The following is a 25253-nucleotide window of genomic DNA, read 5'->3' as shown; positions in this document are numbered from 1 at the left end:
TGTCGAACGCGGCAGAGCCCGTCGGATCACCCTCCGGGCGGCTGGGGGTGGCGTCCCCCAGCGCTGCCGCGGCGTTCACGGTTGCGGGCGCCTCGGCGGCGCTGCTGATGGTGGTGCGGCGCACTCTGCCAGGGTGGCCTCGTTGGCTCCGGTCCCGCGCGGCAAGGATGGGGCTCGGCGTCGTCGCGCTGCTCGCCCTCGCCGTCGGCGCCAACGAATGTGCCGGCAAGCCAGTGGTATTCCTTCGATGGTCGTTCCTTCGGTTCGTGTTCGCACTGAACCACATGGGGGCCACCTGGCAGGTCGGCGACGGCCGCGAGAAAGCACTCGCCGACTACGTCTGCGCGCACGCGCGCCCAGGCGACGTCGACGACGCCATCCGGGTGATCGATGACTTCTGCTACCACAAGAAGTACCTGATCAACATCGGCGACGAGAAGGGACAGCTCCTCGACGACGCCGTGGCCGCCGCACGACCACACCGTCTCCTGGAGGTCGGCACCTACTGTGGCTACAGCGCACTCCGTATCGCCCGGGCGATGCCTGCCGATGCCCGGCTGTATTCGATCGAGTTCAATGCCGCGAATGCGCATATTGCGCACCGCATCTGGGACCACGCGGGCGTCGGTGAGCGGATCGTCGTGGTCGTCGGCACACTCGGCGACGATGACAAGACCATCAAAGCCCTGCGTGAGGAACACCGGTTCTCCCCCGGTTGCCTCGACTTCCTCTTTCTCGACCACGAGAAGAGCGAATACCTTCCCGACCTCCACCGAATCCTCCAGCATCGTTGGCTGCATCCCGGATCTGTGGTCGTCGCCGACAACGTCGGCTACCCGGGCGCACCGGAGTACCGGAACTTCATGCAGCAACACGAGGGACACGACTGGCTAACCCGCACGCACAGATCACACGCCGAATATCAGAAGCTCATTCCCGATACGGTCCTCGAATCGACCTACCTCGGTCAGACGACACAACCACCACATGTTGGTAGCTCGAACACACTTGATGATTGAGCCGGGACCCCGTTTGGTGATTGAGCCGGGACCCCGTTTGGTGATTGAGCCGGGACCCCGTTTGGTGATTGAGCCGGGACCGAGCGTAGCGAGGACCCGTGTCGAAATCTCTGAAGACTGCCTCGGAGGTGGTCACCTACCGACTTCGGCCGTCCGAGGTTTCGACACGCCTCGTCGCTACGCTCCTCACCGGCTCAACCACCAACCGCTACTTGCTGATCAAGTAGTACACGAGCCGAAAACCAACCACCCCAAACCCCTTGCACACACCATCGAACACCTGTACCATAAAAGGATCTTCACGCGACAGGGGGTGAGCGTCGATGACCAACAAAACCAATTCGGGTACAACCGATCCCCAATCGTGCGTGTCACAGGCACTCGCCCTGATCACCGAAGGCTTAGACCTACTCGCCGCAGCCGACCTCACCGCCAGCGACGCCGACACCCTGATCACCATCGCGAAAACCGCCGAAAAATCGTTGAACCGGCTGACCTTCCAAAGCGATCGAGTGATCACCGAAATCAACCACCGAGACATCCACCGCGACCGCGGCTACCGCACCATCTTCGCATTCATGGACACCGAACTCCACGCCTCCACCTGCAAAGCCCGACTCGAACGGATGGACCGCGTCCAACCCGAACGATCGTTGACCGGCGAACCCACCCAACCCGAATACCCCGAACTCGCGAAAGTGTTCGCCTCCGGCGACGCCGGCCCCACCCACATCGACATCGCCCTGTCCTGGCTCAAGAAAATCCCCCTCGCCGCCGCCTACGACGAAAAAATCGCCGCCGAACGCACCCTCGCCGGACACGCCACCGAATTCGGGGCCTCTGCACTCGGCACCTGCGGCTCCCGCATCATCGCCCACATCGACCCCGACGGCGAGCTGATCGAGAAGAAAGACCGCGACCGTCGACGCGGAATCACCCTCGGCAAACAAGGCGCCGACGGCATGTCCAAACTGACCGGCTACGTCGACCCCATCCTGCGAGCCCGACTCGAAACACTCTTCGCCGCCTGGGCCAAATACGGGGTCAACAACCCCGACCAGCCGAACAGCATCATCGGCGACAGCCGCACCGCCGAGATGGTCGACCCCGACGCCCTGGAGGCCGCCGCCGTCAAAGACATGCGCACCCAACCCCAACGCAACCACGATGCAGTGAACGCCCTACTGACCGCCGTGTTCGCCGACGGAATGCTCGGCACAACCAACATGGGTGTCCCGATCCAACTGATCGTCAAAACCGATGTCAACGACCTGATCCGCGAAGCCGGCTACGCCATCACCGCGACCGGAACCCTGATCCCCATCCCGGACCTGATCAACCTCGCCGCCGACGCCCAAATGTATCTATCAGTGTTCAAAAACCACACCGCCATCCCCCTGTACTTCGGGCAAGCCAAACGGATAGCCACCAAACATCAACGATTGATGTTGTTCTCCGCACCCGACGGCCATCACTGCTCGGCACCCGGATGCGACCGGGCAGCAGCACACGTCGAAATCCATCACGCAGTCAACGACTTCGCCGACGGCGGCCGGACCGACATCATCGAGCTGGCACCGGCCTGTCCCACCCACCACCGCATGGTCGGTGACCAACCCGGCCAATACACCACCGGGAAAATCGAGTCCGGCCCGGACGAGGGCCGCACCTGGTGGCAACGCAACACCAAACCCGGCCAACCCCACAACGAGAAACACGTCAACCGGCTCCCCGATGTCGGACAAGCGTATGTGGCACACCTGGCACAAGTACGCGCCGAAATCCACGGCACCGAAACCAGCAGCACCGAGACCGGTCAACCCGCCAAGGTCACTCTCGACAGCACCACCGACGACGGATTCGTCATGATCGACGACGATGCTCTGGTGATCACGGTGTTCGACCCACCCCTCGACCTCGACACCGGTCTGGACCGGAACCCCGACGACACACAGATGAGACTCCCCATCCGGGAAGTCATCACCCCCGTCGGACCGATCGAGACCCGCCTGGTCGAGATCTTGGAAGGCCTCGGGCTCCCCTCGGGTCTGTCGTCGGGGGTGTCCTCCCAGGTCTCGCCGCGTCCGTACGGTGTCCGGTCGAGCGCCCCGAAGGCGCCGGCCAGGGGTTCCAGGCCACGGCCGGTGGTCCGGTAGGTGAGGAAGGTGCGGTCGCCGTCGCGTAGATAGACGGTGTAGAAACCCATGTCACCGCCGATCGGCTCATCGAGTCCGCGGACCGAGAACCAGGGGATGCGGTAGTCCAGGAAACCGGTGTAGGGCTCCACCTCGCCCCATGCCCCGACGGTGAAGATCGCCGGGGAGACCCCGCGTGCGGCGAGGTAGGGGGCGGCGTTCTGCAGGTGCCACGCGGTCACGGTGCAGCCTTCGCACTGGCCCTGGTGCGGGGCCCCGTCGTGCCACATGTGCTTGTAGACGGCGAGTTCGTCGCGTCCGCCGAACAGGTCGATGAACCGCACCGGGCCGGACGCGCCGACAACCTCCGCGGTGCCGTCGAACTCCACCATCGGCAGCCGTCGACGTTCGGCCGCGAGCCGGTCACCTGCGCGGGTGTGCGCCTTCTCCCGGACGAGGAGGTCGTCGACGGCGCGCTGCCAGGTGCTGTGGTCGACGATCGGTGGCCGGCCGGGCAGGTCGTCGGCGTTCGGGGTCGAGATGAAGGTCATGGTGTCCTCCCGGGGTGGTCGGCGGGTGCCGGGACGTGCTGCACCCGGCTGTCGGGACAGACCGGCTGGCCAGGCCGAACTCATCGGTGGGAATCCGACCGGTTCGGTGACGATTCGGTGACGTGGGCGCCAACGGGTTGGCACGGTCTGGTCTCAGAGTGGTCACCGGGCCCGGTTCCGCCTAGGCAATGTGCTGTGGCGGATGCTTGACTCGCGTTACGCAAGTTTCAGATGTTTCTCATGTGACATGCATCATGCTGCCTCACGCACCCGTTCCGAGGAGGGTTTCCCGCGAAATGATCCCTGAACCGATCAACAAATACCTCGCCGAACTGTTCGGCACGTTCTGGCTGGTCTTCGGTGGCTGTGGCACCGCGATCTACGCGGCGAAGCAGGTGGCCCAGGGCGACGACAAGGGCACACTGATCCAGTTGGGTGTCGGTTTCCTCGGCGTCGCGCTGGCCTTCGGCCTGACCGTCGTCACCATGGCCTATGCCCTGGCACACATCTCCGGTGCCCACTTCAACCCGGCCATCACGCTGGGCGCCGCCATCAGCGGCCGGTTCTCGTGGAAAGACCTGCCCGGCTACTGGATCGCGCAGGTCGCCGGTGGGCTGCTCGCCGGCCTGGCCCTCTGGGGTATCGCCTCGGGCAAACCCGGCTGGAACGCCACCGGCAACATGGCCGCGAACGGCTACGGGGAGCACAGCCCCGGCCATTACACCCTCGCCGCGGTGATCATCGCCGAGATCCTGCTCACCGCGTTCTTCCTGATCGTGGTGCTCGGAGCCACCGATGGCCGCGCACCGGGTGGTTTCGGTCCACTGGCCATCGGTCTCACCCTGACGTTGATCCATCTCATCTCCATCCCGATCTCCAACACCTCGGTCAACCCCGCGCGCTCCACCGCGGTGGCGTTCTTCAACGGTGACGGCGCACCCGGGCAGCTGTGGGTCTTCTGGGTGGCACCACTGATCGGCGGACTCATCGGTGGCCTGATCTACCCACTGCTCTTCGAAGACGGCACGTTCAGGTTCGGTGCGACACCGGAGGAGGTGACGGCTTCCCCGACTACCTGACACCGGGGCAGGAATTGCCCCTCACCAGGCGAACCGCCCGGACCCGGATGTCTGCCCCACGGACGTCCCCGGGCGGTTCGCGCCGTCGGAGATCGTTCGGTCGGTCGGTTCGAGTCCGACGAAATCGGACACCGGCTGACAGAATCTGTCCTCATGGAATTGCTGATCCTCGTCCTCGTCGGCGCCGTGATCGTCACCGCGATCGCCGATCGGCGTGGCATGCAGCCCGCGCTGATCATCGTCGTCGTCGCTCTGGCGGTCTCGTTCATCCCGGGTATGCCGCACGTCGAACTCGAATCGGAGGTCCTGCTCACCGTCGTGCTGCCGCCGCTGCTCTATTCGGCGGCCCTCGGCTTCTCGGTGCCCAACTTCATCCGCAACATCAAGCCGATCCTCGGCCTCGGAGTCGCGATGGTGGTGATCACCGCCTTCGCCGTCGGCTGGATCACGTCGCTGGTACTGCCGGAGTTCACCTTCGCACTCGCCTTGCTGCTCGGCGCCATCGTCGCCCCGCCCGACGCGGTCACCGCCGTCGCGATCGGCCGCAAACTCGGTCTGCCCAAGCGGCTGATGGCCATTCTGACCGGTGAGAGCCTGGTCAACGACGCCGCGGCCCTGTCGCTGTTCGCGATCGCCATCTCCCAGATCGCCAGCACCCATGCCTTCATCGAGAACCCGTTGCTGCTGTTCGGCTACAACGCCGTACTCGGCCCGATCGTCGGGCTCGTCGTCGGCTTTCTCACCCTGTGGATTCGCCGTCATCTGCAGAACCCGGCCCTCGAGACCGTGCAGGGCTTCGTGGTACCGTTCGCCGCCTTCCTCGCCGCCGAACACATCCATGCATCTGGGGTGCTCGCGGTGGTCGTGGCCGGCTTCGTCGTCGGATCGGGGTCGGTACACGCCGGATATCAGACCCGACTCCAGGAACGCTACGTCTGGCATTCGGTGGACGTCTTGCTCGAGGCGTTCGTCTTCGCGTATATCGGTCTGCAACTGAGATTCATCGTCGAGGATCTCCGCGAGGCGCGAGAATCGTTGTGGCACATCATCGTAGCTTCGCTGTTGGTGCTCTTCGTGGTGTTGGTGGTGCGACCGCTGTGCATCTTCGTGATGTTCGGGCGTGGCGTGGTCAGCAGGCGCCTCGACAGCGCCGTCGACGTCGAGGTGCCGTCCAATCCACGTCGGCCCGCCGCCGGTCGCCGCGACGCGAAACCGTCTGCGCTGCGGGAGAAGTGGCGCAAACGCATCGACAACCGTCCGCTCACCTGGCAGGAGTCGACGGTGGTGGCGTGGACCGGGATGCGTGGCGTGGTCACCCTGGCGGCGGCCTCCGGTATCCCGCTCACGATCGCCGACGGGTCACCGTTCCCGGAGCGTTCGGCGATCCAGGCCATCGCGTTCGTCGTCGCGGTGGGCACCATCCTCATCCAGGGACCCACCCTGCCGTGGCTGATCGCCCGGCTGCACCTGCGCAACGAGGACGAGGAGCGCTACGACTTCGAGCAGACCGCCAAGGCCGAGGAGATCGTGCACTGCGCCACCGACGCGGTGATCGACGACTTCGTGCACAACCCGCCCGCCGGCCTCGACGAGACCACCGTCGCCTACATCAAGGAGACCGTCGTCCGGCAGTCCCGTGACGCCGAGGAGATGCCCGACCCCGAGGCGCACACCGCCCGCAACGACGCCTTCGCGTCGCTCTATCGGGATGTGCTGGCGGCGCAGCGGGACGCCCTGGTCGACCAGCGCGACGCCGGGGCCGTGGAGGACGAGGCGGTGCGTGCGATGCTCGAGCGTCTCGACCTGCAGGAGGCCGGACTGTCGGCGCGCCTGGAGAGCCGCCTGTAGCGGGCGTACCCGGTGTCGGCCCGTAAGGTCGTAGAGAAGACGACCGGGCACGACGCGATGTCCGGGACCGGATTCGATGGAGGGCACGATGGCAGGGCCCGACGGGCGGCCATGCGGTGATGGACCAGCGGCTGATGGACCTGCAAGGGGTGGGCCCCCAGTAGGTGCGCCCGCACTGGGTGGGTCCCCAGCTGATGGCACCGCAACAGGTGGGCCCCCGGCTGGTGGGCCCGGCAGTACGAGCGGTCCGCGCGACGACTATCGCGTCCCGCTGCTGCCCGGCGGCTACCCGCCGCTCGGATACTCCCCGGCCGGCGCGCCCCGCTTCACCCCGGCCGACCTCGGCGCGACCACCCCCGGTCCGACGCCCCGGTCGACCCCACTACCCGGCATGCCCACCCCGGGCCCTTCCGCGCCGGGCCTTTCCACGCCGGGTCTGTCCCTGCCGGGCCCGTCCGCCGGGGCGGTGACCGCTTTCCCGACAACCCTGTCCGGGTCGGCGGCCGGGTCTCCGGGTGGGCCCCCGGATGGTGACGGCCCGCCGCCGACCCCGCCGCGCCGGCGCTTCGGCCTCGAACCGGGCGTCGGGACCACCGTCGGGGTGTTCGTCCTGGTCGGTGCCCTGGTCGTGGGCCTGCTGTTGGTCGCGGTGAACACCCTGCGCGACCGGCCGGAGGAGATCACGCTGCCGCCGGCCACGATCACCGACGAGTACACCCTGCCGACCCTCACGCCCGGCCGTACACCCACGCCCAGCCGGCCGCGGACCACCCGCCCGACCGTTCCCGGCGGGGGAGCCGGTCCGGTCGGCGAGTCGATCACCTACACGGTGACGATCGAGGGTTCCGGCACGATCCTCTACGTCGACGACACCGGGGTCCACACCGAGTTCACCCCGCCGCCCACCTGGACACTGACCTTCACCGCCGACACCAATCCGCTGCGGTTGGTGGTGGTCGTCGGACAGGGATCGTCGGCGCGATGCTCGATAAACGTCGGGCAGGAGCAGGTGGTCACCGACACCGTCGACGCCGGCTCGACGCGGCGAACCGCGAGCTGTATCGCCTGAGTGTCGAGGTCGATTTGCGGTGCTCATGGTGTGGTCGCGGCTCCGGGTCGCTACCGTGTTCATGTGAGTTCTCCGCAGACAGCCGGCCAGACGTCCACCTCCGGCGACCTCAAGACCCTGCTCACCTGGCGCGGGGACGACGGCGTCAACCGCCTCGAGCAGGTCCGGCTCAACGTCAACGGCGCCCGCGTCAAGGCCTACGGACGCATCATCGCCGCAGCCCACGACGATCAAGAAGCGTTCTCCTGCTCGTATGAGCTCGTCACCAACGACGCCGGTGTCACCAAGCGTCTGTCGATCCACCTGGTCCGCGCCGACGGTGAGAGCCAGATCGGGATCACCCGCGACGAGGAGAACAAGTGGCTCGTCCGGGCGGGCGGCGAGATGATCCGCAGTGACTTCGAGGGTGCCGAGGACGTCGACGTGGCGCTCTCGCCGATGTTCAACGCGCTGCCGATCCGCCGCCACCACCTTGCCGGCGGTACCGGGTCGGTCGAGGTCCCGGTGTTGTACGTGTACCTGCCGTCGTCGCGGATCGAACCGGCGACGCTGACCTACACCGCAGGCCCCGACTCGGTCACGGTGGACTCCCCGGTCGCGAACTCGGCGCTGACCGTCGACGAGAACGGGTTCGTCGTCGACTACCCGGGGCTGGCCACCCGCGTCTAGCGGTATCGACCGACCCTCGGGCCGGTCGCGACCGGCGGCCGGGGCCGGGTCACCGGTCGCCCCGGCCCAGCCACACCCGGCCGCGGTGTGCCTGTCGGCGCATCTCGGCCTGCCATCCCGGCGCCCCGATCTCGACGTCGGCGATCAGCTCACGCGGTGACTGCGCCATCGACTCGTATGCCAGGCGGGCGCGGTATCCGTCGTCGACGAGGATGCTGGTGGTCCCATGATCGCGCAGCTCGTCGCGGGCGGCGATCAGCCGGTCGATGGTCTCACTGAGCACGTTGAGCACCGCGACCCCGTTGGCCTCGATCATCGCCCGCTGCAATGCCGGTGCGGTACCGGCCACGCGGGTGCCGTCGCGGAAGCTGCCGGCCGCCAGCCGCAGCGCCAGGTCGCTCTCGCCGGCCCCGACCGTCGCGGTGGCCGCCGCGGTCAGGTGAGGCAGGTGCGAGATGGCCGCGACCGCCCGGTCATGGGCGTCGGCGGCCGCCGGCACCACCGCGGCTCCCAGCAGCAGGGCGATGTCGGCGACGGTCTCCCAGTCGTCGGAGTCGGTGGTGTCCTCGGTGGTGACCATCCACATCGCGCCGGTGAACAACGCCGGGTCGGTGGCGGTCCACCCGGAGTGGCTCGTGCCGGCCATGGGGTGTCCGCCGACGTAACGGGCATGCGGGTGCACGCGGTGGACGATCTCGGCGACCGGACGCTTGACGCTGATCACGTCGGTCACCAGGCATCCCGGTGCGTACTCGGCGATCGCCGCGAGGATCGGGTCGATCGTGGTGACCGGGGTGGCCAGCACGATCACCGCGTCGGAGCCCGCGGCGCGGCGCAGGGTGGCGACCAGGTCGGTGGATGCATCGTGTCCGGACGCGGTCGCGGCCTCGACGGTAGTTGTAGAACGGTTGTGGCCGAACACTTCTCGGCCGGATTCGCGCAGTGCGCGCATCATCGATCCGCCGATGAGTCCGAGTCCGAGGATGCACACCGGCCGGTTGGGGAGCACAGTCACGCCTTCCAGATTTCCACACGCGCTGTGGCCCGGGCATGGCAGTTCGGCGGATGTGACCATCCGGGACTTGGGGAGGACCCCCGATTCCGGCTACCGTGACCGCATGGCAGGTGCCGGCGCGGTCTCGGGTTCCAACAGCAAGGACGTCGTCGACGGCGTCGAGGGTTTCGCGGTCGCGGTGGTTCGCGAGGACGCGAAGTGGAAGGTGGCGGCACTCAAGCCGCCGGCCCTCTCCGACCTCGCCGCAGCCGAGCGGCAGTTGCTCGAATTGCGCGCGGCGGGCGCGGTGTTCGGGTTGCTCGACGTCGACGACGAGTTCTTCATCGTGATCCGGCCGGCTCCCGGCGGCGCCCGGATGCTGATCTCCGACGCCACTGCCGGCATCGACTACGACGTCGCCGCCGACGTCCTCGAGGCCCTCAACATCGACGTCCCCGACATCGACCCCGACGAGCTCGACGACGTCGATCCCTGGGAGGAGGGTGATCTGGGCATCCTGTCGGATCTCGGGTTGCCCGAGGCGGTGATGGGCGTCATCGTCGGTGACACCGACCTGTACGCCGACGAGCAGATCGGCATGATCGCCGCACGACTGGGGTTCGCCGACGAGCTCGGTGTGGTCCTCGACACCCTCGGGCACTGATGCCCGGCGGCGCGAGCCGGCAGGTCGTGTGGGAGACCATGATGACCTCCGCGCTCGAGGCCGCCGCGCTGTCCGGTGGGGACGACGTCCCGATCGGGGCGGTGGTCTTCGATCCCGAGGGGGTGGAACTTGCGCGGGCGGCCAATCGGCGTGAGGCCGACGGCGACCCGACCGCCCATGCCGAGATCCTCGCGCTGCGGGCCGCGGCCCGCGCCTTCGGTGACGGCTGGCGGCTGCCCGGTTGCACCCTCGCGGTGACCGTCGAACCGTGCACGATGTGCGCGGGTGCGATCTCGCTGGCCCGCATCGACCTGCTGCTGTTCGGTGCCTGGGAACCCAAGACCGGTGCCGTCGGGTCGTTGTACGACGTGGTGCGCGATCCGCGACACCCGCACCGGCCGCAGGTGCGCGGCGGCGTTCTCGAAGGGCCGTGCCGCGCCCTGATGGTGGACTTCTTCACCGACCGTCGATAGCGGTTGTCGTCGGAGTGGTGCGCGGGTCCGTCGTCGGTGGGAGGCTGGTGACAGGGCCGGGGCTCCGGCACATCATCCAGACCACAGGAGGACGCCATGTCCGATGCGACGGACAAGGTCAACGAGGTCATCGGGACCGCACGAGACAAGATCACCGAACTCGCCACCAACCCCAAGGTCACCGAGGCGATCGACTCGGCCAAGGGCAAGCTCTCCGAGCTTGCCGACAACGAGAAGGTCCACGAGGCCATCGGGACCGCCAAGGAGAAGATCGACGAGATCGCCGCGAACCCCAAGGTGCACGACGCGCTGGGCGCGGCCAAGGGCAAGTTCGACGAGCTGAAGGGCAAGCTCGGCGACTGACTTCGGCCCGCCGAGGACCGATACCTGCAATTCACCCCGCTGACCAGCGGATTTAATGCTCAGGCAGGTGCTGCGGTACAGTTTTCCGCGGTGGCGTGTCCGAGCGGCCGAAGGTGCAGCACTCGAAATGCTGTGTGCGGTAACCCCGTACCGAGGGTTCAAATCCCTCCGCCACCGCCGGAAATGGCCCCGTACTCTCGATGAGTACGGGGCCATTTTTTTTGTTCCCGCGGCCTGCGGTCCGGCGGCGATCGACGCGGGGCCACAGATGCAGGGCAGCCACGGATCCGCCGCCCGTGCCGGTGGGACGGCAGCCCGCGGGGAGGGGACCGAGATGGGTATCGAGTATTCGAGCGTCGTCGACGCGCCACCTGACGAGGTGTTCGCCTGGCACGGCAGACCGGGCGCGATCCGGCGGCTGGTGCCACCGTGGCAGCCGATGCAGGTGATCGAGGAGGCGTCGTCGTTGGCCGACGGCCGCGCGGTCCTCGGGCTGCCCGGGGGCCTGCGTTGGCCCGCCGACCACCAACCCGCGGCCTACGACCCTCCGTGGCGGTTCGTCGACGAGCTCGGCCGTGATGGTCTGGCCTCCCTCCCGGTCGGTCTGGTCGGCCGATGGCGACATGACCATGTGTTCGAGGCGGTCGATCCGGGGCGGACGCGGGTCGTCGACCGGGTGGACACCCCGATCCCGGGGAGGTTTCTCCGGCAGACGTTCCGATACCGGCACCGGCAACTCGCCGACGACGTCGATTCCCATCATCGGGCACGGAGCTGGGCCGCGACCCCGGTGACCGTCGCCGTCACCGGCGCATCCGGGCTCGTCGGCAGTGCGCTCACCGCGTTTCTGACCACCGGTGGGCATCGGGTCGTCCGACTGGTGCGGCGACCCACGTCGGGGCCGGACGAACGGTACTGGGACCCGATGGATCCGGCCGACCATCTCCTGCAGGGGGTCGACGCCGTCGTCCATCTGGCCGGCGCGTCGATCGCCGGTCGCTTCACCGGCGGCCACCGCACCGCGATCCGTGACAGCCGGATCACACCCACCCGGTTGCTGGCCGAGCGCGCCGCGGTCAGCGGTGGACCGGGTGTGTTCGTGTCGGCGTCGGCGATCGGGCTGTACGGCTACGACCGTTGCGACGAGCTTCTCGACGAAAGCAGTTCTCGCGGTTCGGGATTCCTCGCAGACGTGGTCGCCGGTTGGGAGGCGGCGACGTCACCGGCGCAGGCGGGGGGGCTACGCGTCGTGCAGGTACGGACCGGCATCGTGCAGTCCGGGCGGGGCGGCACGGTTGCATTGCTGCGCCCGTTGTTCACCGCGGGTATCGGCGGCCGGCTCGGCGACGGCCGGCAGTGGACGTCCTGGATCGACATCGAGGATCTGGTCGACGTCTATCACCGGGCGATTCTCGATCCGGAGCTCGCCGGACCGGTGAACGCGGTGTCACCCGAACCGGTTTGGAACGACGAGTACACCCGGACCCTGGCGCGTGTGCTCAACCGACCGGCGTTGTTGCCGGTGCCGTCGCCGGTCCCGGAGTTGCTCCTGGGCCGACAGGGTGCGCGGGAGTTGGCCTTTGCCGACCAGCGGGTGCAACCGCGTCTACTGCTCGAGCGGGGTCACGCCTTCCGACGCCCCGATCTCGAGGACAGCCTGCGTCACCAACTCGGCCACATTCGTGGGTCGGGGTGACTGCGCGGCCGCGGTCGTCGGAGCCGAACGCACGAGTGGCCGGTGACCTCACCGGGTCACCGGCCACCTCGACGGGTCAGGCCCTCGGCCCGCTCACACGGTGCACAGTGGCTTGATCTCCTGCAGACCCTGCGTGGTCGGCGACGTCAGCATCAGGCACGAGTTGTACCCCGAGGCCTCGACGACTCGACGGATCTTCTGCCAGGCCGCCTTGTCGACCGCCGGAGACCGGGACAGGACGAAGCCGGACACGCGGCTGGGATCGCCGACGAGTGCCCAGGAGTAATCATCGGCGAGGTAGGTCACCAGGTAGTTGCTGGGTCCGTCGAGCGACTCCTGAGTGGGCACTCCGGGGAAGGAGACGTGCAGTGACGCAACGCCGTTGACGCGTGCGTTGCCGACGATCCCCCGCCGTTGGCCGGTGATCGTCGTACACGAATTCTCTACGCGCACATCCCGTTCACCGAGGAGGGTGTACTTCGCGGTGGTGTCGCGCACACAATCCAGGTTGTAGGGCGCCGGATTGGCGGCGAGCTGATACCACGTCCCGACGTAGCGTTCGACGTCGAGTTGCGGTACCGGTGTCAGCGGTCCCGCGTGAGCGGGAGCGGCGGACACCGCGAAACCGGCCGCGGCGAGGACTGCGGTGAACAGCCCCAGAACAAATCTCCTCATCGGATCTCCGTTTCTCGATGCCTCGTGTATGCGGTGATCACTGCGGGGGCAGCAGCACGCCGTCGATCAGGTACACGGTCGCGTTCTGGGTCTTGATACCGCCGCAGACCAGGCCGGCATCGTTGAACTTCAGATTGTCTCCGGACCCGGTGACGGTGACCTTCGCACCCTCGACGGTGGTCTGATCGCCGGCGATGTCGGCGGGTGCGATCTGACCCGGGATCACGTGGTAGGTCAGGACCGAGGTGAGCAGGTCGGAGTCGGTCTTGAGCTTCTCCATCGTGGCGGCGTCGACCTTGGCGAAGGCCTCGTCGACCGGTGCCAGGACGGTGAACTGGCCGCCGTTGAGCGTCGACACCAGGTTGACGTTCGGATTGAGCTGTCCGGACAGTGCCGCGCTCAGGGACGTCAGCACCGGGACGTTGCCTGCGGCGGTGGCCACCGGCTGATCACGCAGCTCCGCCACCGAGCCGGGGCCGGTGGGGACCTGCTGTGCGTACGCGGCGCATCCCGGTCCGACGAGCTCGGTCGCCGATGGGATGGTGCTCGTCGCCATGGAGGAGGTCGACGTCATTTCGGACGCCGTCGAGGTCGACTCGGCGGATGTGGTCGTGTCCTCCGAGGAGCATGCGGCCAGACCGATCACCGCTCCTGCGGCGATAACGCTCAGTGCCAAGCTCTTTCGTGTCCTGTTCGCCATCGTTGATCAACTTTCTGTGTGGAGGGCCCGGCGGGCCCTGGCACGGTGGTGGGTCACAGGGCCATTCGCTGCCCTCGACGATCCGGATGGGTCGGATAGGAGAATTTCTTTCGGGCGGTGGCCGATGATGTGGCGAGCATGGTGGCCGACGACGCGGCGAGCTCGGTGACCGAGAGCTCTGAAGGTGCTCCGATCGGGGTGTGCCGCCGAGAGCCGGGGTTCGCCACGCCGGGGGTCGCGCGCAGCGAGATCTCGACCCCACCGACGCCGAGCCGGCCGGGCATGGGGTGCGAGGACGACGGTGGCGGATCACCGTCGATGTCATCCAGATCCGCGCCGATGAACAGTTGTCGACGGTCGATGACCTCACGAGGGTGCGGCGAGCGGTGGGCGCCGAACTCGACGAGATGCAGCAGCGCCGGGCTTCTGCTCAGTGGATGCAGGGGTGGACCGCGATGGCCGAGGCGGCCCGATGACGCTCGGCCCCGCACCTGGGCGATGGGGATCAGCAGTGGCTTGTCACCGCCCGGCACGAGTCGGCTCGTGGCGGAACGCACAGTGCACAGCCGCTCTCGCCGTAGGGCGAAAGCGGCTGTGCGGGAGTCGTTGTGATCAGCGGAGCTTCTGTTCGTCGGCGCGGCCGACCCACGTGGCGAAGGTCTCGTCCGGCAGTCGTTCTCGGAGGTAGTGGGTGACCACGCGGGTCACGTAGTCGTGCAGATCCGACGAGAGCACCTTGTGTCCCCGCAGTTTGCGTCCCATCCCCGCGTCGAAGCCCAGGCTTCCGCCGAGATGTACCTGGAAGCCGTCGACGATCTCGCCGTTCGGTGCGGCGACACGCATCCCCTTCAACCCGATGTCGGCGACCTGGATGCGGGCGCACGAGTTCGGGCAGCCGTTGAGGTGGATGCTGATCGGGGTTCCGAGCTCACCGGCGATGCCGGCCAGTGACTGCTCGAGTTCGGTGATCAGTTGTGCTGCGCGGTGTTTGGTCTCGACGAGGCCGTACTTACAGTACTCGATCCCGGTGCACGCCATGGTCGAGCGACGCCACGGTGACGGCTCGACGGCCAGGCCGATCCGGTCGAGCTCGCCGGTGAGCTGTGCGACGTGATCGTCGTCGACGTCGAGCACGACGAGCTTCTGCATCGGGGTCAGTCGCACCCGGTGGGAGCCGGCGGTCTCGGCGGCATCGGCGACGGCCCGCAGCTGTGTACCGCTCGACCGGCCGGCGGTGGGTGCGGCCCCGATGGCGTTGAGCCCGTTCTTCTGTGGCTGTACCCCGACATGGTCGCGGGGTCGCGCCAGTCGGGTCGGACCCGGACCGTCGGCGAGTGTGCGGCCGAGGTACTCCGTTTCGAGTACGTCGCGGAACCGCTGCGCACCCCAGTCGGCGACGAGGAACTTCAGTCTGGCACGGGTCCGGACCCGACGATATCCGTAGTCACGGAACACCGACACGATCCCGGCCCACACCTCCGGTACGTCCTCGCTCGGCACCCAGGCGCCGAGCCGGACGGCGAGCATCGGGTTGGTCGACAGTCCACCACCCACCCAGACGTCGAAGCCCGGGCCGTGCTCGGGGTGGTCGACGCCGATGAAGGCGACGTCCTGGATCTCGTGTGCGACGTCCTGGAGTCCCGACACCGCGGTCTTGAACTTGCGCGGCAGGTTGGAGTACTCGGGATTCGCGAGCAGGAGATCTCGCAGTGCGGTCAATGCCGGTGTCCCGTCGAGGACCTCGTCGGCGGCGATTCCGGCAAGCGGTGACCCGAGGATGACTCGTGGTGTGTCACCGGCGGATTCGCCGGTCGTCAACCCGACACCCTCCAGCCGGCGCCAGATCTCCGGTAGGTCCTCGACCCGTATCCAGTGGAGTTGGATGTTCTGGCGGTCACTGATGTCTGCGGTGTCGCGCGCGAACTCGCCCGAGACGTCGGCGATGGTCCGTAGCTGTTCGGTGGACAGACGGCCGCCGTCGACCCGCACGCGCAGCATGAAGTACTCGTCTTCGAGGTCGGCGATGTCCAGGGTCGCGGTCTTGCCGCCGTCGATGCCGGGTCTGCGCTGTGTGTAGAGACCCCACCATCGGAAGCGGTTGCGGAGGTCGGTCTTCTCGATGCTCGCCCACCCCCGCTCGGAGTAGATCTCCTCGATCCGGGCACGGACGTTCAATCCGTCATCGTCGGCCTTGATCTGCTCGGCGTCGTTGAGGGGCACCTGTCCGCCGACCGCCCACTGACCTTCGTCGCGGCGTGTCCTGGTCACAGTTCGACGGGGACGCCCACGAGCGAGCCGTACTCGACCCAGGAGCCGTCGTAGTTCTTGACGTCGGACTGACCGAGGATCTCGTGCAACACGAACCAGCTGTGCGCGCTACGTTCACCGATGCGGCAGTAGACGATGGTGGGGCTGTCGTCGAGCGCCACGCCGGCATCCTGGTACAGCGCCGTCAGCTGCTCGTCGGGGAGGAAGGTGCCGTCCTCGGCGACCGTCTTCGCCCACGGGATGTTCTTGGCGGTGGGGACGTGGCCCGGCACCTGCGGCTGTTCCTGCGGGAACGAGGCCGGGGCGAGGATCTGGCCGGTGAACTCGGCGGGTGAGCGCACGTCGACGATGGTCTTGGTGCCGATCGCCGCCTGTACCTCGTCGCGGAATGCGCGCAACGTGTGGTCACGTTCGGAGGCGCGGTACTCGGTCCGCGGATACGCCACCTCGATGGTGCTCAGCGGGCGGCCGTCGAGTTCCCACTTCTTGCGGCCGCCGTCGAGGAGGCGGACGTCCTGGTGTCCGTAGATCTTGAAGTACCAATAGGCGTAGGCCGCGAACCAGTTGTTGTCGCCACCGTAGAGGATGACGGTGTCGTCGTTGTCGATGCCCTTGCGCGACAGCAACTCCTCGAAACCCGCACGATCGATGAAGTCTCGTCCGACCGGTGCACGCAGATCGTCGCGCCAGTCCAGTGCCACGGCACCGGGCAGGTGATCGGTGGCGTAGGCGTCGGTGTGCTCGTCGACCTCGACGAAGGCCACCCCTGCCGAACCCAGACGGCTCTCCGCCCAGTCGGCGTCGACCAGAACGTTTTCTCGACTCATCATTCCTCCATGCGCTATTTGATCGTGCACTAACTAGTTGTAGGCGACAGTTCTTGGCGGGGTCAACGAGAGGCGCGACTTCCGCTCACGCTGAGCGAAAAGATTCGGACGTCGGCCCGATCGACAGCCGTCGCCGTGACCTGCGGATCAGCTCCGCCGTGCCATGCGACGCGTGGAGGGCGTCATGATCGCGTTCGGGGATCGGCGAGACAGGAGATAGGGCAGAATGCCCGATTCGGGGTCCATCGTTCGCACGATATCGCTGGTCCCGGCCCCGCTGGTGGGGGATGATACGACGCGTGAGCACTCCGCAGAACCCGGAAGACGAGCAGCGACCGGCCGGCCCATCGGAAGCGGCCACCCGCCTGAACCAGAAGTTCACGCCCCCGACGCCGATCCCCCCGCAACCCGCAGCGGCACCGGATGCCGCGTCGGAGGCCCGGACGCAGTTCGTGGCACGCCCGACATCACCTCCGCCGAGTGCGGCACCGACGGCGGTCTACCAGTCCGGGACGCCGTCGGGTGCGCCTCGGCACCAGCAGCCCCAGGGCCAACCACCCCAGCCCCAGGCGCCCCGGTATCAGGCCTCGAACCAGCCGCCCCCGAACCATCAGCCCGGACCGCCGCCGCAGTTCCACCAGGGACCGCCGCCCCCGCAGTTCCAGCCGGGACCCCCGCCGAACGTCCCGGCCCAGAACGTCCCGGCCCAGAACGTGCCGGCCCAGAACGTGCCGGCACAGCACGTCCCGCCGGCGTCGGACGGTCTGCCGGCGCAACTCGCACCGCAGCAGCCCGTGCCCGCTTCCGGTCGTCCGGTGGCAGACGGTCTGTCGATGAAGCATCGCAACCCGCTGGGTGTGTGGATCGGCCTGCCGCTGATCACCTTCGGCATCTACGGGCTGGTCTGGTACTACAAGATCCACAAGGAGATGGCGCAGTTCGATCCGCGTAAGGAGATCCCGGTCGCCGGACCGCTCCTGGTGATCATCTTCCTGGGCTGGACGATCATCGCGCCGATCATCAGCTTCAACAACGCGGGCAAGCGGATTCGTGACGCCCAGCGTTCGGCCGGTCTTCCCGAGACCTGTAATCCGCTGCTGTGCTGGCTGCTGATGTTCGTCTTCGGTCTGCACACCTGGTACATGCAGACCGAGCTGAACAAGGTGGTCGACCGCTACGGTGTGGAACCCGGAACCCAGGTGCCGCTGTTCGTCTGATGACCCTGTTCGTCTGATGACCCTGTTCGTCTGATGACCCTGTTCGCCTGAGCAGCACCATCGCTCAGAGGAACGAGGCCGCGTTGTCGACCAGATTCAGCAGTGGCTGCGGGTAGAACCCGAGGACGATCGTCACCGCGGTGCACACCGCGATCGGCACGGTGGTCAGCGGGCTCGGCCGCACCACATGCGGGGCGTCGAGTGGGACGTCGTCGAAGAACATCGTGACGATGATCCGGATGTAGAAGTAGGCGGCGATCGCACTGCCGATCACGCCGATCACCACGAGGGCCGCACCCCCATCGCCGGCGACCGCGGCGAAGACGTCGAACTTGGCGATGAACCCACTGGTCAACGGGATCCCGGCGAAGGCGAGTAGATACATCGAGAACATCGCGCCGACCAGCGGATAGCGGCGGCCGAGCCCGGCCCACTGGTCGAGTCCGGTGGCCTCCCGCCCGGACAGATGCGGTCCCGACACCCCGGCCCGCTTTCCCGCGTGCACCGGCTCACGCACCACCGCGGTGGTCGCGAATGCGCCGAAGGTCGAGAAGGCATATGCCGCAAGGTAGAACAGCGTCGCCGACAATCCCGGCTGATCGGTGCGGCCGGGATCGAAGGCGATCACCCCCAGCAGGATGAACCCGGTGTGGGTCACCGACGAGTACGCCAGGAGGCGTTTCACATCGGACTGGGTGACCGCCATGACCGCCCCGGCGATCATGGTCAGGATCGCCACCGCCCACAGCACCGGACGCCACTCGTCGACGAGCGGGCCGAACGCCACCCAGAACACCCGCAGGAGCGCGCCGAAGGCGGCGATCTTCGTCGCCGCGGCCATGAAGGCCGTCACCGGCGTCGGAGCACCCTGATACACATCGGGCACCCAGGCGTGAAACGGCATGGCGCCCACCTTGAACAGCAACCCCACGGCCAGCATGGCCAGGCCGATCACGGCGAGCCGGGTGACGTCGGTTCCCCCGGCGCCGAGCGCGGCACCGATCTCGGCGAGGTTCAGCGATCCCGTTGCGCCATAGGCGAAGGCGGCGCCGAACAGGAAGAACGCCGACGAGAACGCGCCCAGTAGAAAGTACTTCAGCGACGCCTCCTGGGAGAGCAGGCGGCGCCGGCGGGCCAGTGCGCACAGCAGATACAGGGGCAGCGAGAACACCTCGAGCGCGATGAACATGGTCAGCAGGTCACCGCACGCGACGAACAGCATCATCCCGCCGACGGCGAGCAGCGTCAGTGGGAACACCTCGGTGGTCACCCCGCCGGCGCGCGTCGCCTCGAACTCGTTGTCGGAGTTGGGCACACTCGCCCCTGACGGGGTGAACAGGTCGGCGTCGGCGCCCTCGAGGGTGGCCTGCGCGGCCGCACCGGGTCCGTTGCTGAACCGCCTCGACGGTGCCACCACACGTTCGAGGCCGCGTTCGGCCATGAATGCCACCGCGAGCACCGAGATCACCAGCAGCAGGCCCTGCAGGAACATGGCGGGACGATCGAGCACCACCGCCCCGGACATCGCGGTACGACCCTGGCCGCCGTCACGGGTCAGGGTCACCGCCACCCAGATCACCGCGACCAACGCGGCGACCAGTCCGACGATCGACAGCACCGGCTGAATCCGCCGACGCCCGGTCCTGGATGCGAAGGCCTCCACCAGCACTGCCGCCACCCCGACACCGAAGACGATCAACATCGGTGAGAGCAACGAGTATTCGACGTCGGGTGGGGTGATCGCCGCCAGCGCGCCGGAGGTCACGGGATCGGGGGTCATCGCACACCTCCGGGCTCGGGCCGAACCGTCGAGATCGTGTGATCGACGACGGGATCGATCAGGGTGAGCAGTGGTTGCGGACAGAATCCGAGGACCAGCAGCAGGGCGAGAAGCGGTACCACCACCACTCGCTCCCGCAGCCGCAGATCCGGCATCGCCGCTCGCGCCGCACCGGGTCCCTCGACCGGCCGCACCGGCCCGCCCATCATCCGCTGATACAGCCACAGCACGTAGATCGCGGACAGCACCAGGGCACTCGTCGCCGCAACCGCTGCCACCGGGTACCGCGTGAATGTGCCGACCAGGACCAGGAATTCGCTGACGAATGGGGCCAGGCCGGGCAGCGACAGCGTCGCCAGCCCGGCCACCAGGAAGGTCCCGGCGAGGACCGGTGCCACCTTCTGCACTCCGCCGTAGTCGGCGATCAGCCGGCTACCGCGCCGCGACACCAGGAATCCCGCGATGAGGAACAGGGCGGCGGTGGAGATGCCGTGGTTGACCATGTACAGGGTGGCGCCACCCTGACTCTGCGGGGTGAGCGCGAAGATCCCGACGATGATGAACCCGAAGTGCGAGATCGAGGTGTAGGCGATCAGCCGCATCACATCGGTCTGCCCGATGGCGAGGACGGCGCCGTAGACGATGCCGATCACCGCAAGGGTGATGATCAGCGGCGCAAAGGTCTTCGACGCCTCGGGGAACAGCAGCAGGCAGAATCGCAGCATGGCGAAGGTACCCACCTTGTCGACCACCGCCATCATCAGCACCGCCGATGCCGGGGTGGCGGCCACCGCCGAATCGGGTAGCCATGAGTGGAACGGCCACAGCGGCGCCTTGATCGCGAAGGCGATCATGAACCCACCGAACAACAGCATCATCACACCCGAATCGGACTGCAGCCGGCCGTCGGCGACCGCGTCGGCGATCGCCGACAACCCGAAGGTCCCGTGCCCGCCGACGCCGATCGACGCGTTCGCGGTCACCACGTACAGTCCGATCACCGCCGCGAGCATCAGCAGACCACCGAACAGGTTGTACAGCAAGAACTTCACCGCGGCCGCCGAGCGCGCCGGGCCGTTGCCGAACCCGCCGATCAGGAAATACATCGGGATGAGCATCGCCTCGAACACGAGGTAGAACAGCAGCACATCGGTGGCGACGAAGCTCATCACCACCATCGCCTCCACCGACAGCATCAACGCGATGTAGACGTGCGGCCCCTTCTGCCGCCGCCCACCGGCGTGATCCAGCGAGCCGGCGTGGTCGGCATCCGGCCACCCGGCCACGATCAGCAGCGGTAGCAGCACCGTGGTCAGCAGCACGAGGACCAGTCCGATGCCGTCGAGACCCAGCTGATAGCGCGCACCGAACGACGGAATCCACTCCACGTCCGAGCGGAACTGGTAGCGTGCGCCATTCGGATCGAATCCGACGGCCAGGCCGATCGAGACGGCGAGGGTCACCAGGGATCCGCCGAGGCCGATCCACTTCGCCACCTCGGCACGCGAGGCCGGCACGGCGAGCACTCCCACCGCGGTCACGGCCGGCACCAGCCACAGGACGGTCAACCAGCTCATCGCCTACAACCCCCTCAGCAGCATCAACGCGGCCACCACGACGGTGGCCCCGGCGAGTATCGACAGTGCATACGAGCGCACATAACCGCTCTGCCACAAACGGATTCGATTCGACGAGGCGGTGACCAGCGCGCCCACGCCCTGCCCGGCACCGTCGACGGCACCGGCCTCGACGCGGACCAGGGAGCGGGTGAGGGACTGGCCCGGCACCATCAGGACCTTCTCGTTGAACGCGTCGCCGTACAGATCGCGCCGGGCGGCGCGGGTCAGTGCGTTCACGTCGTCGGGCGCGGTCACCGGGATCGGGCGGCGCGCGTACACCACATATCCGGCGGCGAAGCCCACCGCCACCACCGCGAGGATGATCGCGGTGAGCACCCATGTGGGCATCGGCAGCTCGGGATGCTGCTCGCCGACAACCGGTGCCAGCCAGTTCACCAGCGAGTCCCCGGCCACCAGCAACGCCCCCGACGCCGCCGACCCGACGGCGATCAGGATCATCGGACCGGTCATCACCGGCGACGACTCCTGCGGGCGGGCATCGGGCGCCCAGCGGCGGTCCCCGAAGAACGTCATCAGCATCATCCGGGTCATGTAGAAGGCGGTGATCCCGGCACCGAGGAGTGCGGCACAGCCGAAGATCACGCCGCGTGCCCCACCGGAACCGAACGCCGCCTCGATGATCAGGTCCTTGGAGAAGAAGCCGGCGAACGGCGGCACCCCGATCAGGGCGAGATAGCCGATCCCGAAGGTGGCGAACGTGATCGGCATGACCGACCGCAATCCGCCGAGGCGTCGCATGTCGGTCTCGTCGTCCATCGCGTGCATCACGGACCCGGCGCCGAGGAACAGGCCGGCCTTGAAGAAGCCATGGGTGAGCAGATGCATGATCGCGAACGCATAGCCGGCCGGTCCGAGTCCCGCCGCCAGCACCATGTAGCCGATCTGGCTCATCGTGGACGCGGCGAGCGCCTTCTTGATGTCGTCTTTGGCGCAACCGATCACGGCCCCGAACAGCAGGGTGACCGCACCGACGACACACACCGCGAGCCGGGCGTCGGGGGCGAGATCGAAGATCGGATTGGACCGCGCGATGAGATACACCCCGGCGGTGACCATGGTGGCGGCGTGGATGAGCGCCGACACCGGGGTCGGGCCCTCCATCGCATCGCCGAGCCACGACTGCAACGGCACCTGGGCGGACTTGCCGCAGGCGGCGAGCAAGAGCAGCAGCCCGATCGCGGTGAGCGTTCCGCGGCCGGTGGAGTCGGCGCCGGCGAACACCGTCTGGAAAGAGACCGAACCGTAGGTGGCGAACATGACCATCAGGGCGATCGCCAGACCGGTGTCGCCGACCCGGTTGACCACGAACGCCTTCTTGGCGGCGGTCGCGGCCGCGGGCCGCTGCTGCCAGAACCCGATCAGCAGGTAGGAGGCGAGACCGACACCCTCCCAGCCGAGATAGAGCCCGAGGTAGGTGTCGGCGAGGACCAGCACCAGCATGGCTCCGAGAAACAGGTTGAGGTAGGCGAAGAATCGGCGTCGATCGGGATCGTGGGCCATGTAGCCGACCGAGTAGATGTGGATCAGGCTGCCGACACCGGTGATCAGCAGGACGAAACACATCGACAGCTGATCGAGATAGAGCCCCATGTCCACCGTCAGCCCGCTCGACCCGCCGGCCGGGGCGATGTCGAGCCACGTGTAGGCCACTGTGTGGACGGCACGGTCGGCGGCGGGTCGCCCGAGCATCCCGATGAACAGCGCCAGTCCGACGACGAACGACGCCACCGCCAGCGCACAGGCGAGCAGATGGCCCCACCGGTCGGTGCGGCGCCCGGACAACAGCAGCACCAACGCGCCGGCGAGCGGCAGCAGCGGCACCGACCACAGGACGTCCCCGGACATTTCGGTACTCATGCCGCCCTCCCGCTATCGCCTCAGCAGCGCCGCGTCGTCGACGGATGCACTCCGCCGGGACCGGAAGATCATCATGATGATGGCCAGCCCCACCACCACTTCCGCGGCGGCGACCACCATGGTGAAGAAGGCGATCACCTGACCGTCGAGATTCGGTGTGCCACCGGAACTCTGCTTGCGGGCGAACGACACGAACGCCAGGTTGGCCGCGTTGAGCATCAGCTCGACACACATGAACACCACGATCGCGTTGCGCCGCAGCAGGACCCCGGCGGCACCGATCGCGAAGAGTGCGGCCGCGAGATACAGGTAGTTGTCGGGGTTCATCGCCGGTCCTCCGGCGGCGTGCCCGACACGGGTTGTGCCGGGGTCGGAGCCGGGGGTGCATCGGGTTCCCGCGAGCGCAGGATCGCCGACACCGACAGGTCGGTGGGGTGTCCGTCCGGCAGCAGGGCCGGTACGTCGACGGCGTTGTGGCGGGCGTACACCCCGGGGCTGGGGAGCGGCGTGATCCCGGTGCCGCGGCGCACCCGCTCGATCGACAGTTCGCGCTGGGACCGCTTGGGGCCGAATCGTTCCCGGTGGGCGAGGATCATCGCGCCGAGGGTGGCGGTGATCAGCAGCGCCCCGGTGAGCTCGAATGCCCACAGATACCGGACGAAGATGAGTTGGGCGATGGCCTCGATGTTGCCCTGGGTGGCGGTCGGTACCCCGGTGGTGGGGGAGGTGGTCGCGGCCACCGCGGCGGTGCCGATCCCGCCGCACAGCAGGGCACCGAACCCGATCCCGATGATCACCGCAGCGATGCGTTGTCCACGAAGGGTTTCCACCAGCGAGTCCGACGAGTCGACGCCGATCAGCATGAGGACGAACAGGAACAGCATCATCACCGCGCCGGTGTAGACCACCACCTGCACCACCCCCAGGAACAGGGCGCCCTGGGCCACATAGGCGACGGCGAGGACGATCATCGTGGTCGCGAGGAACAGTGCCGAGTACACGGCCTTGGCGGCGAACACCACTCCGAGCGCACCGGCCACGGCGATCACCGCGACGATCCAGAACAGGACGCCCTCCCCGGTCATGCCGAGACCGTCCCGCTGCCGTGGACGGCGGTGTCATGACCGGCGGTGTCCCGGACGGCGGTGTCACGGACGGCGGTGTCATGAACGGCGCCGTCGGCGCCGACCCGCCCACGGTAGTAGTCGGATTCGCTGGGGGCGGTGCCCGCGGCGACCTGCGCGGTCACGTCGTGCGGGGTCGGTGCGGTGTCCGGTGGCAGCGGCGCGAGCAGCTGGTCCTTTTCGTAGATCAGGTCGGCGCGGTTGTCGTCGGCGAGTTCGTAGTCGCCGGTCATGGTGAGCGCCCGGGTGGGACACGCCTCGATACACAGCCCGCAGCCGATGCACCGAAGGTAGTTGATCTGATACACGCGGCCGTAGCGTTCGCCGGGGGAGAAGCGCTGGGCGTCGGTGTTGTCGGCGCCCTCGACGAAGATCGCATCCGCCGGGCACGCCCACGCACACAGTTCGCAGCCGACACACTTCTCGAGCCCGTCGGGGTGCCGATTGAGTTGGTGCCGACCGTGATAGCGGGGTGCCGGGGGTCGTTTCTGTTCCGGATACTGTTCGGTGACGGTGGGACCGAACATCGCCGCGAAGGTGCGGCGCAGGCCGCCGACCGGGCCGAACGGGTCCTGCCGGGGTGCGTCGTCGGGTGTCCCGCTGTG

23 protein-coding genes, 1 tRNA gene and 1 pseudogene are annotated in these 25253 nt (G+C 67.7%); 12 read left to right on the top strand and 13 right to left on the bottom strand.

What is annotated here, in order from left to right:
- Nucleotides 1–47 precede the first annotated feature (47 nt).
- Both ACWDUA_RS11695 and ACWDUA_RS11690 read left to right on the top strand, forming a co-directional pair.
- Entirely contained in the window at nt 48–1019 is a 972-nt protein-coding gene (locus ACWDUA_RS11695; protein WP_449751176.1) for an O-methyltransferase, read from the top strand.
- 323 nt (nt 1020–1342) lie between these two features.
- Nucleotides 1343–2458 (top strand): annotated as a pseudogene (locus ACWDUA_RS11690) (DUF222 domain-containing protein); the annotation flags it as partial.
- A 377-nt stretch (nt 2459–2835) separates the two neighbouring features.
- Here ACWDUA_RS11690 and ACWDUA_RS11685 read toward each other — a convergent pair.
- On the bottom strand, nt 2836–3705 hold the full coding sequence (locus tag ACWDUA_RS11685) for a DUF899 family protein (RefSeq protein ID WP_449751175.1): 870 nt from the start codon (nt 3703–3705) through the stop codon (nt 2836–2838).
- Nucleotides 3706–4001: 296 nt separating this feature from the next.
- Here ACWDUA_RS11685 and aqpZ point away from each other — a divergent pair, with 296 nt between their 5' ends.
- From aqpZ to ACWDUA_RS11665, 4 genes are all read left to right on the top strand, one after another.
- Nucleotides 4002–4784 (top strand): aquaporin Z, encoded by a 783-nt coding sequence (gene aqpZ / locus ACWDUA_RS11680; RefSeq protein ID WP_449751174.1) that lies wholly within the window; start codon nt 4002–4004, stop codon nt 4782–4784.
- 153 nt (nt 4785–4937) lie between these two features.
- Nucleotides 4938–6632 (top strand): cation:proton antiporter, encoded by a 1695-nt coding sequence (locus ACWDUA_RS11675; RefSeq protein WP_449751173.1) that lies wholly within the window; start codon nt 4938–4940, stop codon nt 6630–6632.
- 391 nt (nt 6633–7023) lie between these two features.
- Nucleotides 7024–7701 carry a hypothetical protein gene (locus tag ACWDUA_RS11670; protein ID WP_449751172.1) on the top strand — a complete coding sequence of 226 codons (678 nt, stop codon included), beginning with the start codon at nt 7024–7026 and terminating at the stop codon, nt 7699–7701.
- A 63-nt stretch (nt 7702–7764) separates the two neighbouring features.
- On the top strand, nt 7765–8370 hold the full coding sequence (locus ACWDUA_RS11665; protein WP_449751171.1) for a putative glycolipid-binding domain-containing protein: 606 nt from the start codon (nt 7765–7767) through the stop codon (nt 8368–8370).
- 49 nt (nt 8371–8419) lie between these two features.
- Here the strand turns inward: ACWDUA_RS11665 and ACWDUA_RS11660 are convergent, their stop codons facing one another.
- The gene (locus ACWDUA_RS11660) at nt 8420–9385 is read right to left on the bottom strand and encodes a prephenate dehydrogenase (RefSeq protein WP_449751170.1); all 966 of its coding nucleotides are present in this window, start codon (nt 9383–9385) and stop codon (nt 8420–8422) included.
- A gap of 103 nt (nt 9386–9488) precedes the next feature.
- On the opposite strand from ACWDUA_RS11660, the gene ACWDUA_RS11655 reads away from it, so the two are divergent.
- From ACWDUA_RS11655 to ACWDUA_RS11635, 5 genes are all read left to right on the top strand, one after another.
- The gene (locus ACWDUA_RS11655; protein ID WP_449751169.1) at nt 9489–10028 is read left to right on the top strand and encodes a tRNA adenosine deaminase-associated protein; all 540 of its coding nucleotides are present in this window, start codon (nt 9489–9491) and stop codon (nt 10026–10028) included.
- A gap of 38 nt (nt 10029–10066) precedes the next feature.
- The gene (locus ACWDUA_RS11650; RefSeq protein WP_449751249.1) at nt 10067–10501 is read left to right on the top strand and encodes a nucleoside deaminase; all 435 of its coding nucleotides are present in this window, start codon (nt 10067–10069) and stop codon (nt 10499–10501) included.
- A gap of 96 nt (nt 10502–10597) precedes the next feature.
- Nucleotides 10598–10864: a hypothetical protein gene (locus tag ACWDUA_RS11645; RefSeq protein WP_449751168.1), complete on the top strand. Its 267-nt coding sequence runs from the start codon at nt 10598–10600 to the stop codon at nt 10862–10864.
- A gap of 89 nt (nt 10865–10953) precedes the next feature.
- Nucleotides 10954–11041: transfer RNA gene (locus tag ACWDUA_RS11640), tRNA-Ser, on the top strand.
- Nucleotides 11042–11198: 157 nt separating this feature from the next.
- Nucleotides 11199–12560 (top strand): TIGR01777 family oxidoreductase, encoded by a 1362-nt coding sequence (locus tag ACWDUA_RS11635; RefSeq protein WP_449751248.1) that lies wholly within the window; start codon nt 11199–11201, stop codon nt 12558–12560.
- Between the two features lie 93 nt (nt 12561–12653).
- Here ACWDUA_RS11635 and ACWDUA_RS11630 read toward each other — a convergent pair whose 3' ends face one another.
- Genes ACWDUA_RS11630 through ACWDUA_RS11610 form a run of 5 tightly spaced genes read right to left on the bottom strand, consistent with a single transcriptional unit; the run spans nt 12654 to nt 17030 of the window.
- Nucleotides 12654–13235: a lipocalin family protein gene (locus tag ACWDUA_RS11630; protein WP_449751167.1), complete on the bottom strand. Its 582-nt coding sequence runs from the start codon at nt 13233–13235 to the stop codon at nt 12654–12656.
- 37 nt (nt 13236–13272) lie between these two features.
- Nucleotides 13273–13935 (bottom strand): fasciclin domain-containing protein, encoded by a 663-nt coding sequence (locus ACWDUA_RS11625; RefSeq protein WP_449751166.1) that lies wholly within the window; start codon nt 13933–13935, stop codon nt 13273–13275.
- 53 nt (nt 13936–13988) lie between these two features.
- Nucleotides 13989–14492 (bottom strand): hypothetical protein, encoded by a 504-nt coding sequence (locus tag ACWDUA_RS11620; RefSeq protein ID WP_449751165.1) that lies wholly within the window; start codon nt 14490–14492, stop codon nt 13989–13991.
- 55 nt (nt 14493–14547) lie between these two features.
- The gene (locus ACWDUA_RS11615) at nt 14548–16203 is read right to left on the bottom strand and encodes a nitrite/sulfite reductase (protein WP_449751164.1); all 1656 of its coding nucleotides are present in this window, start codon (nt 16201–16203) and stop codon (nt 14548–14550) included.
- Complete coding sequence (locus ACWDUA_RS11610; protein ID WP_449751163.1) at nt 16200–17030, bottom strand: sulfurtransferase; 831 nt, start codon at nt 17028–17030, stop codon at nt 16200–16202. The genes ACWDUA_RS11615 and ACWDUA_RS11610 overlap by 4 nt, the downstream gene beginning before the upstream one ends.
- 299 nt (nt 17031–17329) lie before the next feature.
- On the opposite strand from ACWDUA_RS11610, the gene ACWDUA_RS11605 reads away from it, so the two are divergent.
- A complete protein-coding gene (locus tag ACWDUA_RS11605) occupies nt 17330–18247 on the top strand; it encodes a DUF4234 domain-containing protein (RefSeq protein WP_449751162.1) in 918 nt (305 codons plus the stop codon).
- A 64-nt stretch (nt 18248–18311) separates the two neighbouring features.
- On the opposite strand, the gene nuoN is transcribed toward ACWDUA_RS11605, so the two are convergent.
- Genes nuoN through nuoI form a run of 6 tightly spaced genes read right to left on the bottom strand, consistent with a single transcriptional unit; the run spans nt 18312 to nt 25175 of the window.
- Nucleotides 18312–20027, bottom strand: coding sequence for an NADH-quinone oxidoreductase subunit NuoN (gene nuoN / locus ACWDUA_RS11600; RefSeq protein WP_449751161.1), 1716 nt, complete (start codon nt 20025–20027; stop codon nt 18312–18314).
- Nucleotides 20024–21604: an NADH-quinone oxidoreductase subunit M gene (locus ACWDUA_RS11595; RefSeq protein WP_449751160.1), complete on the bottom strand. Its 1581-nt coding sequence runs from the start codon at nt 21602–21604 to the stop codon at nt 20024–20026. Before ACWDUA_RS11595 ends, nuoN begins: the two co-directional genes overlap by 4 nt.
- A 3-nt stretch (nt 21605–21607) precedes the next feature.
- A complete protein-coding gene (gene nuoL, locus ACWDUA_RS11590; protein ID WP_449751159.1) occupies nt 21608–23524 on the bottom strand; it encodes an NADH-quinone oxidoreductase subunit L in 1917 nt (638 codons plus the stop codon).
- Nucleotides 23525–23536: 12 nt separating this feature from the next.
- Entirely contained in the window at nt 23537–23851 is a 315-nt protein-coding gene (gene nuoK, locus ACWDUA_RS11585) for an NADH-quinone oxidoreductase subunit NuoK (protein WP_449751158.1), read from the bottom strand.
- Nucleotides 23848–24609, bottom strand: a complete 762-nt coding sequence (locus ACWDUA_RS11580) for an NADH-quinone oxidoreductase subunit J (protein ID WP_449751157.1) — start codon at nt 24607–24609, stop codon at nt 23848–23850. Before ACWDUA_RS11580 ends, nuoK begins: the two co-directional genes overlap by 4 nt.
- Nucleotides 24606–25175 carry an NADH-quinone oxidoreductase subunit NuoI gene (gene nuoI, locus ACWDUA_RS11575; protein WP_449751247.1) on the bottom strand — a complete coding sequence of 190 codons (570 nt, stop codon included), beginning with the start codon at nt 25173–25175 and terminating at the stop codon, nt 24606–24608. Before nuoI ends, ACWDUA_RS11580 begins: the two co-directional genes overlap by 4 nt.
- Nucleotides 25176–25253 lie beyond the last annotated feature (78 nt).

Source organism: Gordonia sp. NPDC003376 (genome assembly GCF_053589235.1).
This window is presented reverse-complemented; position numbering and strand designations above follow the sequence as displayed.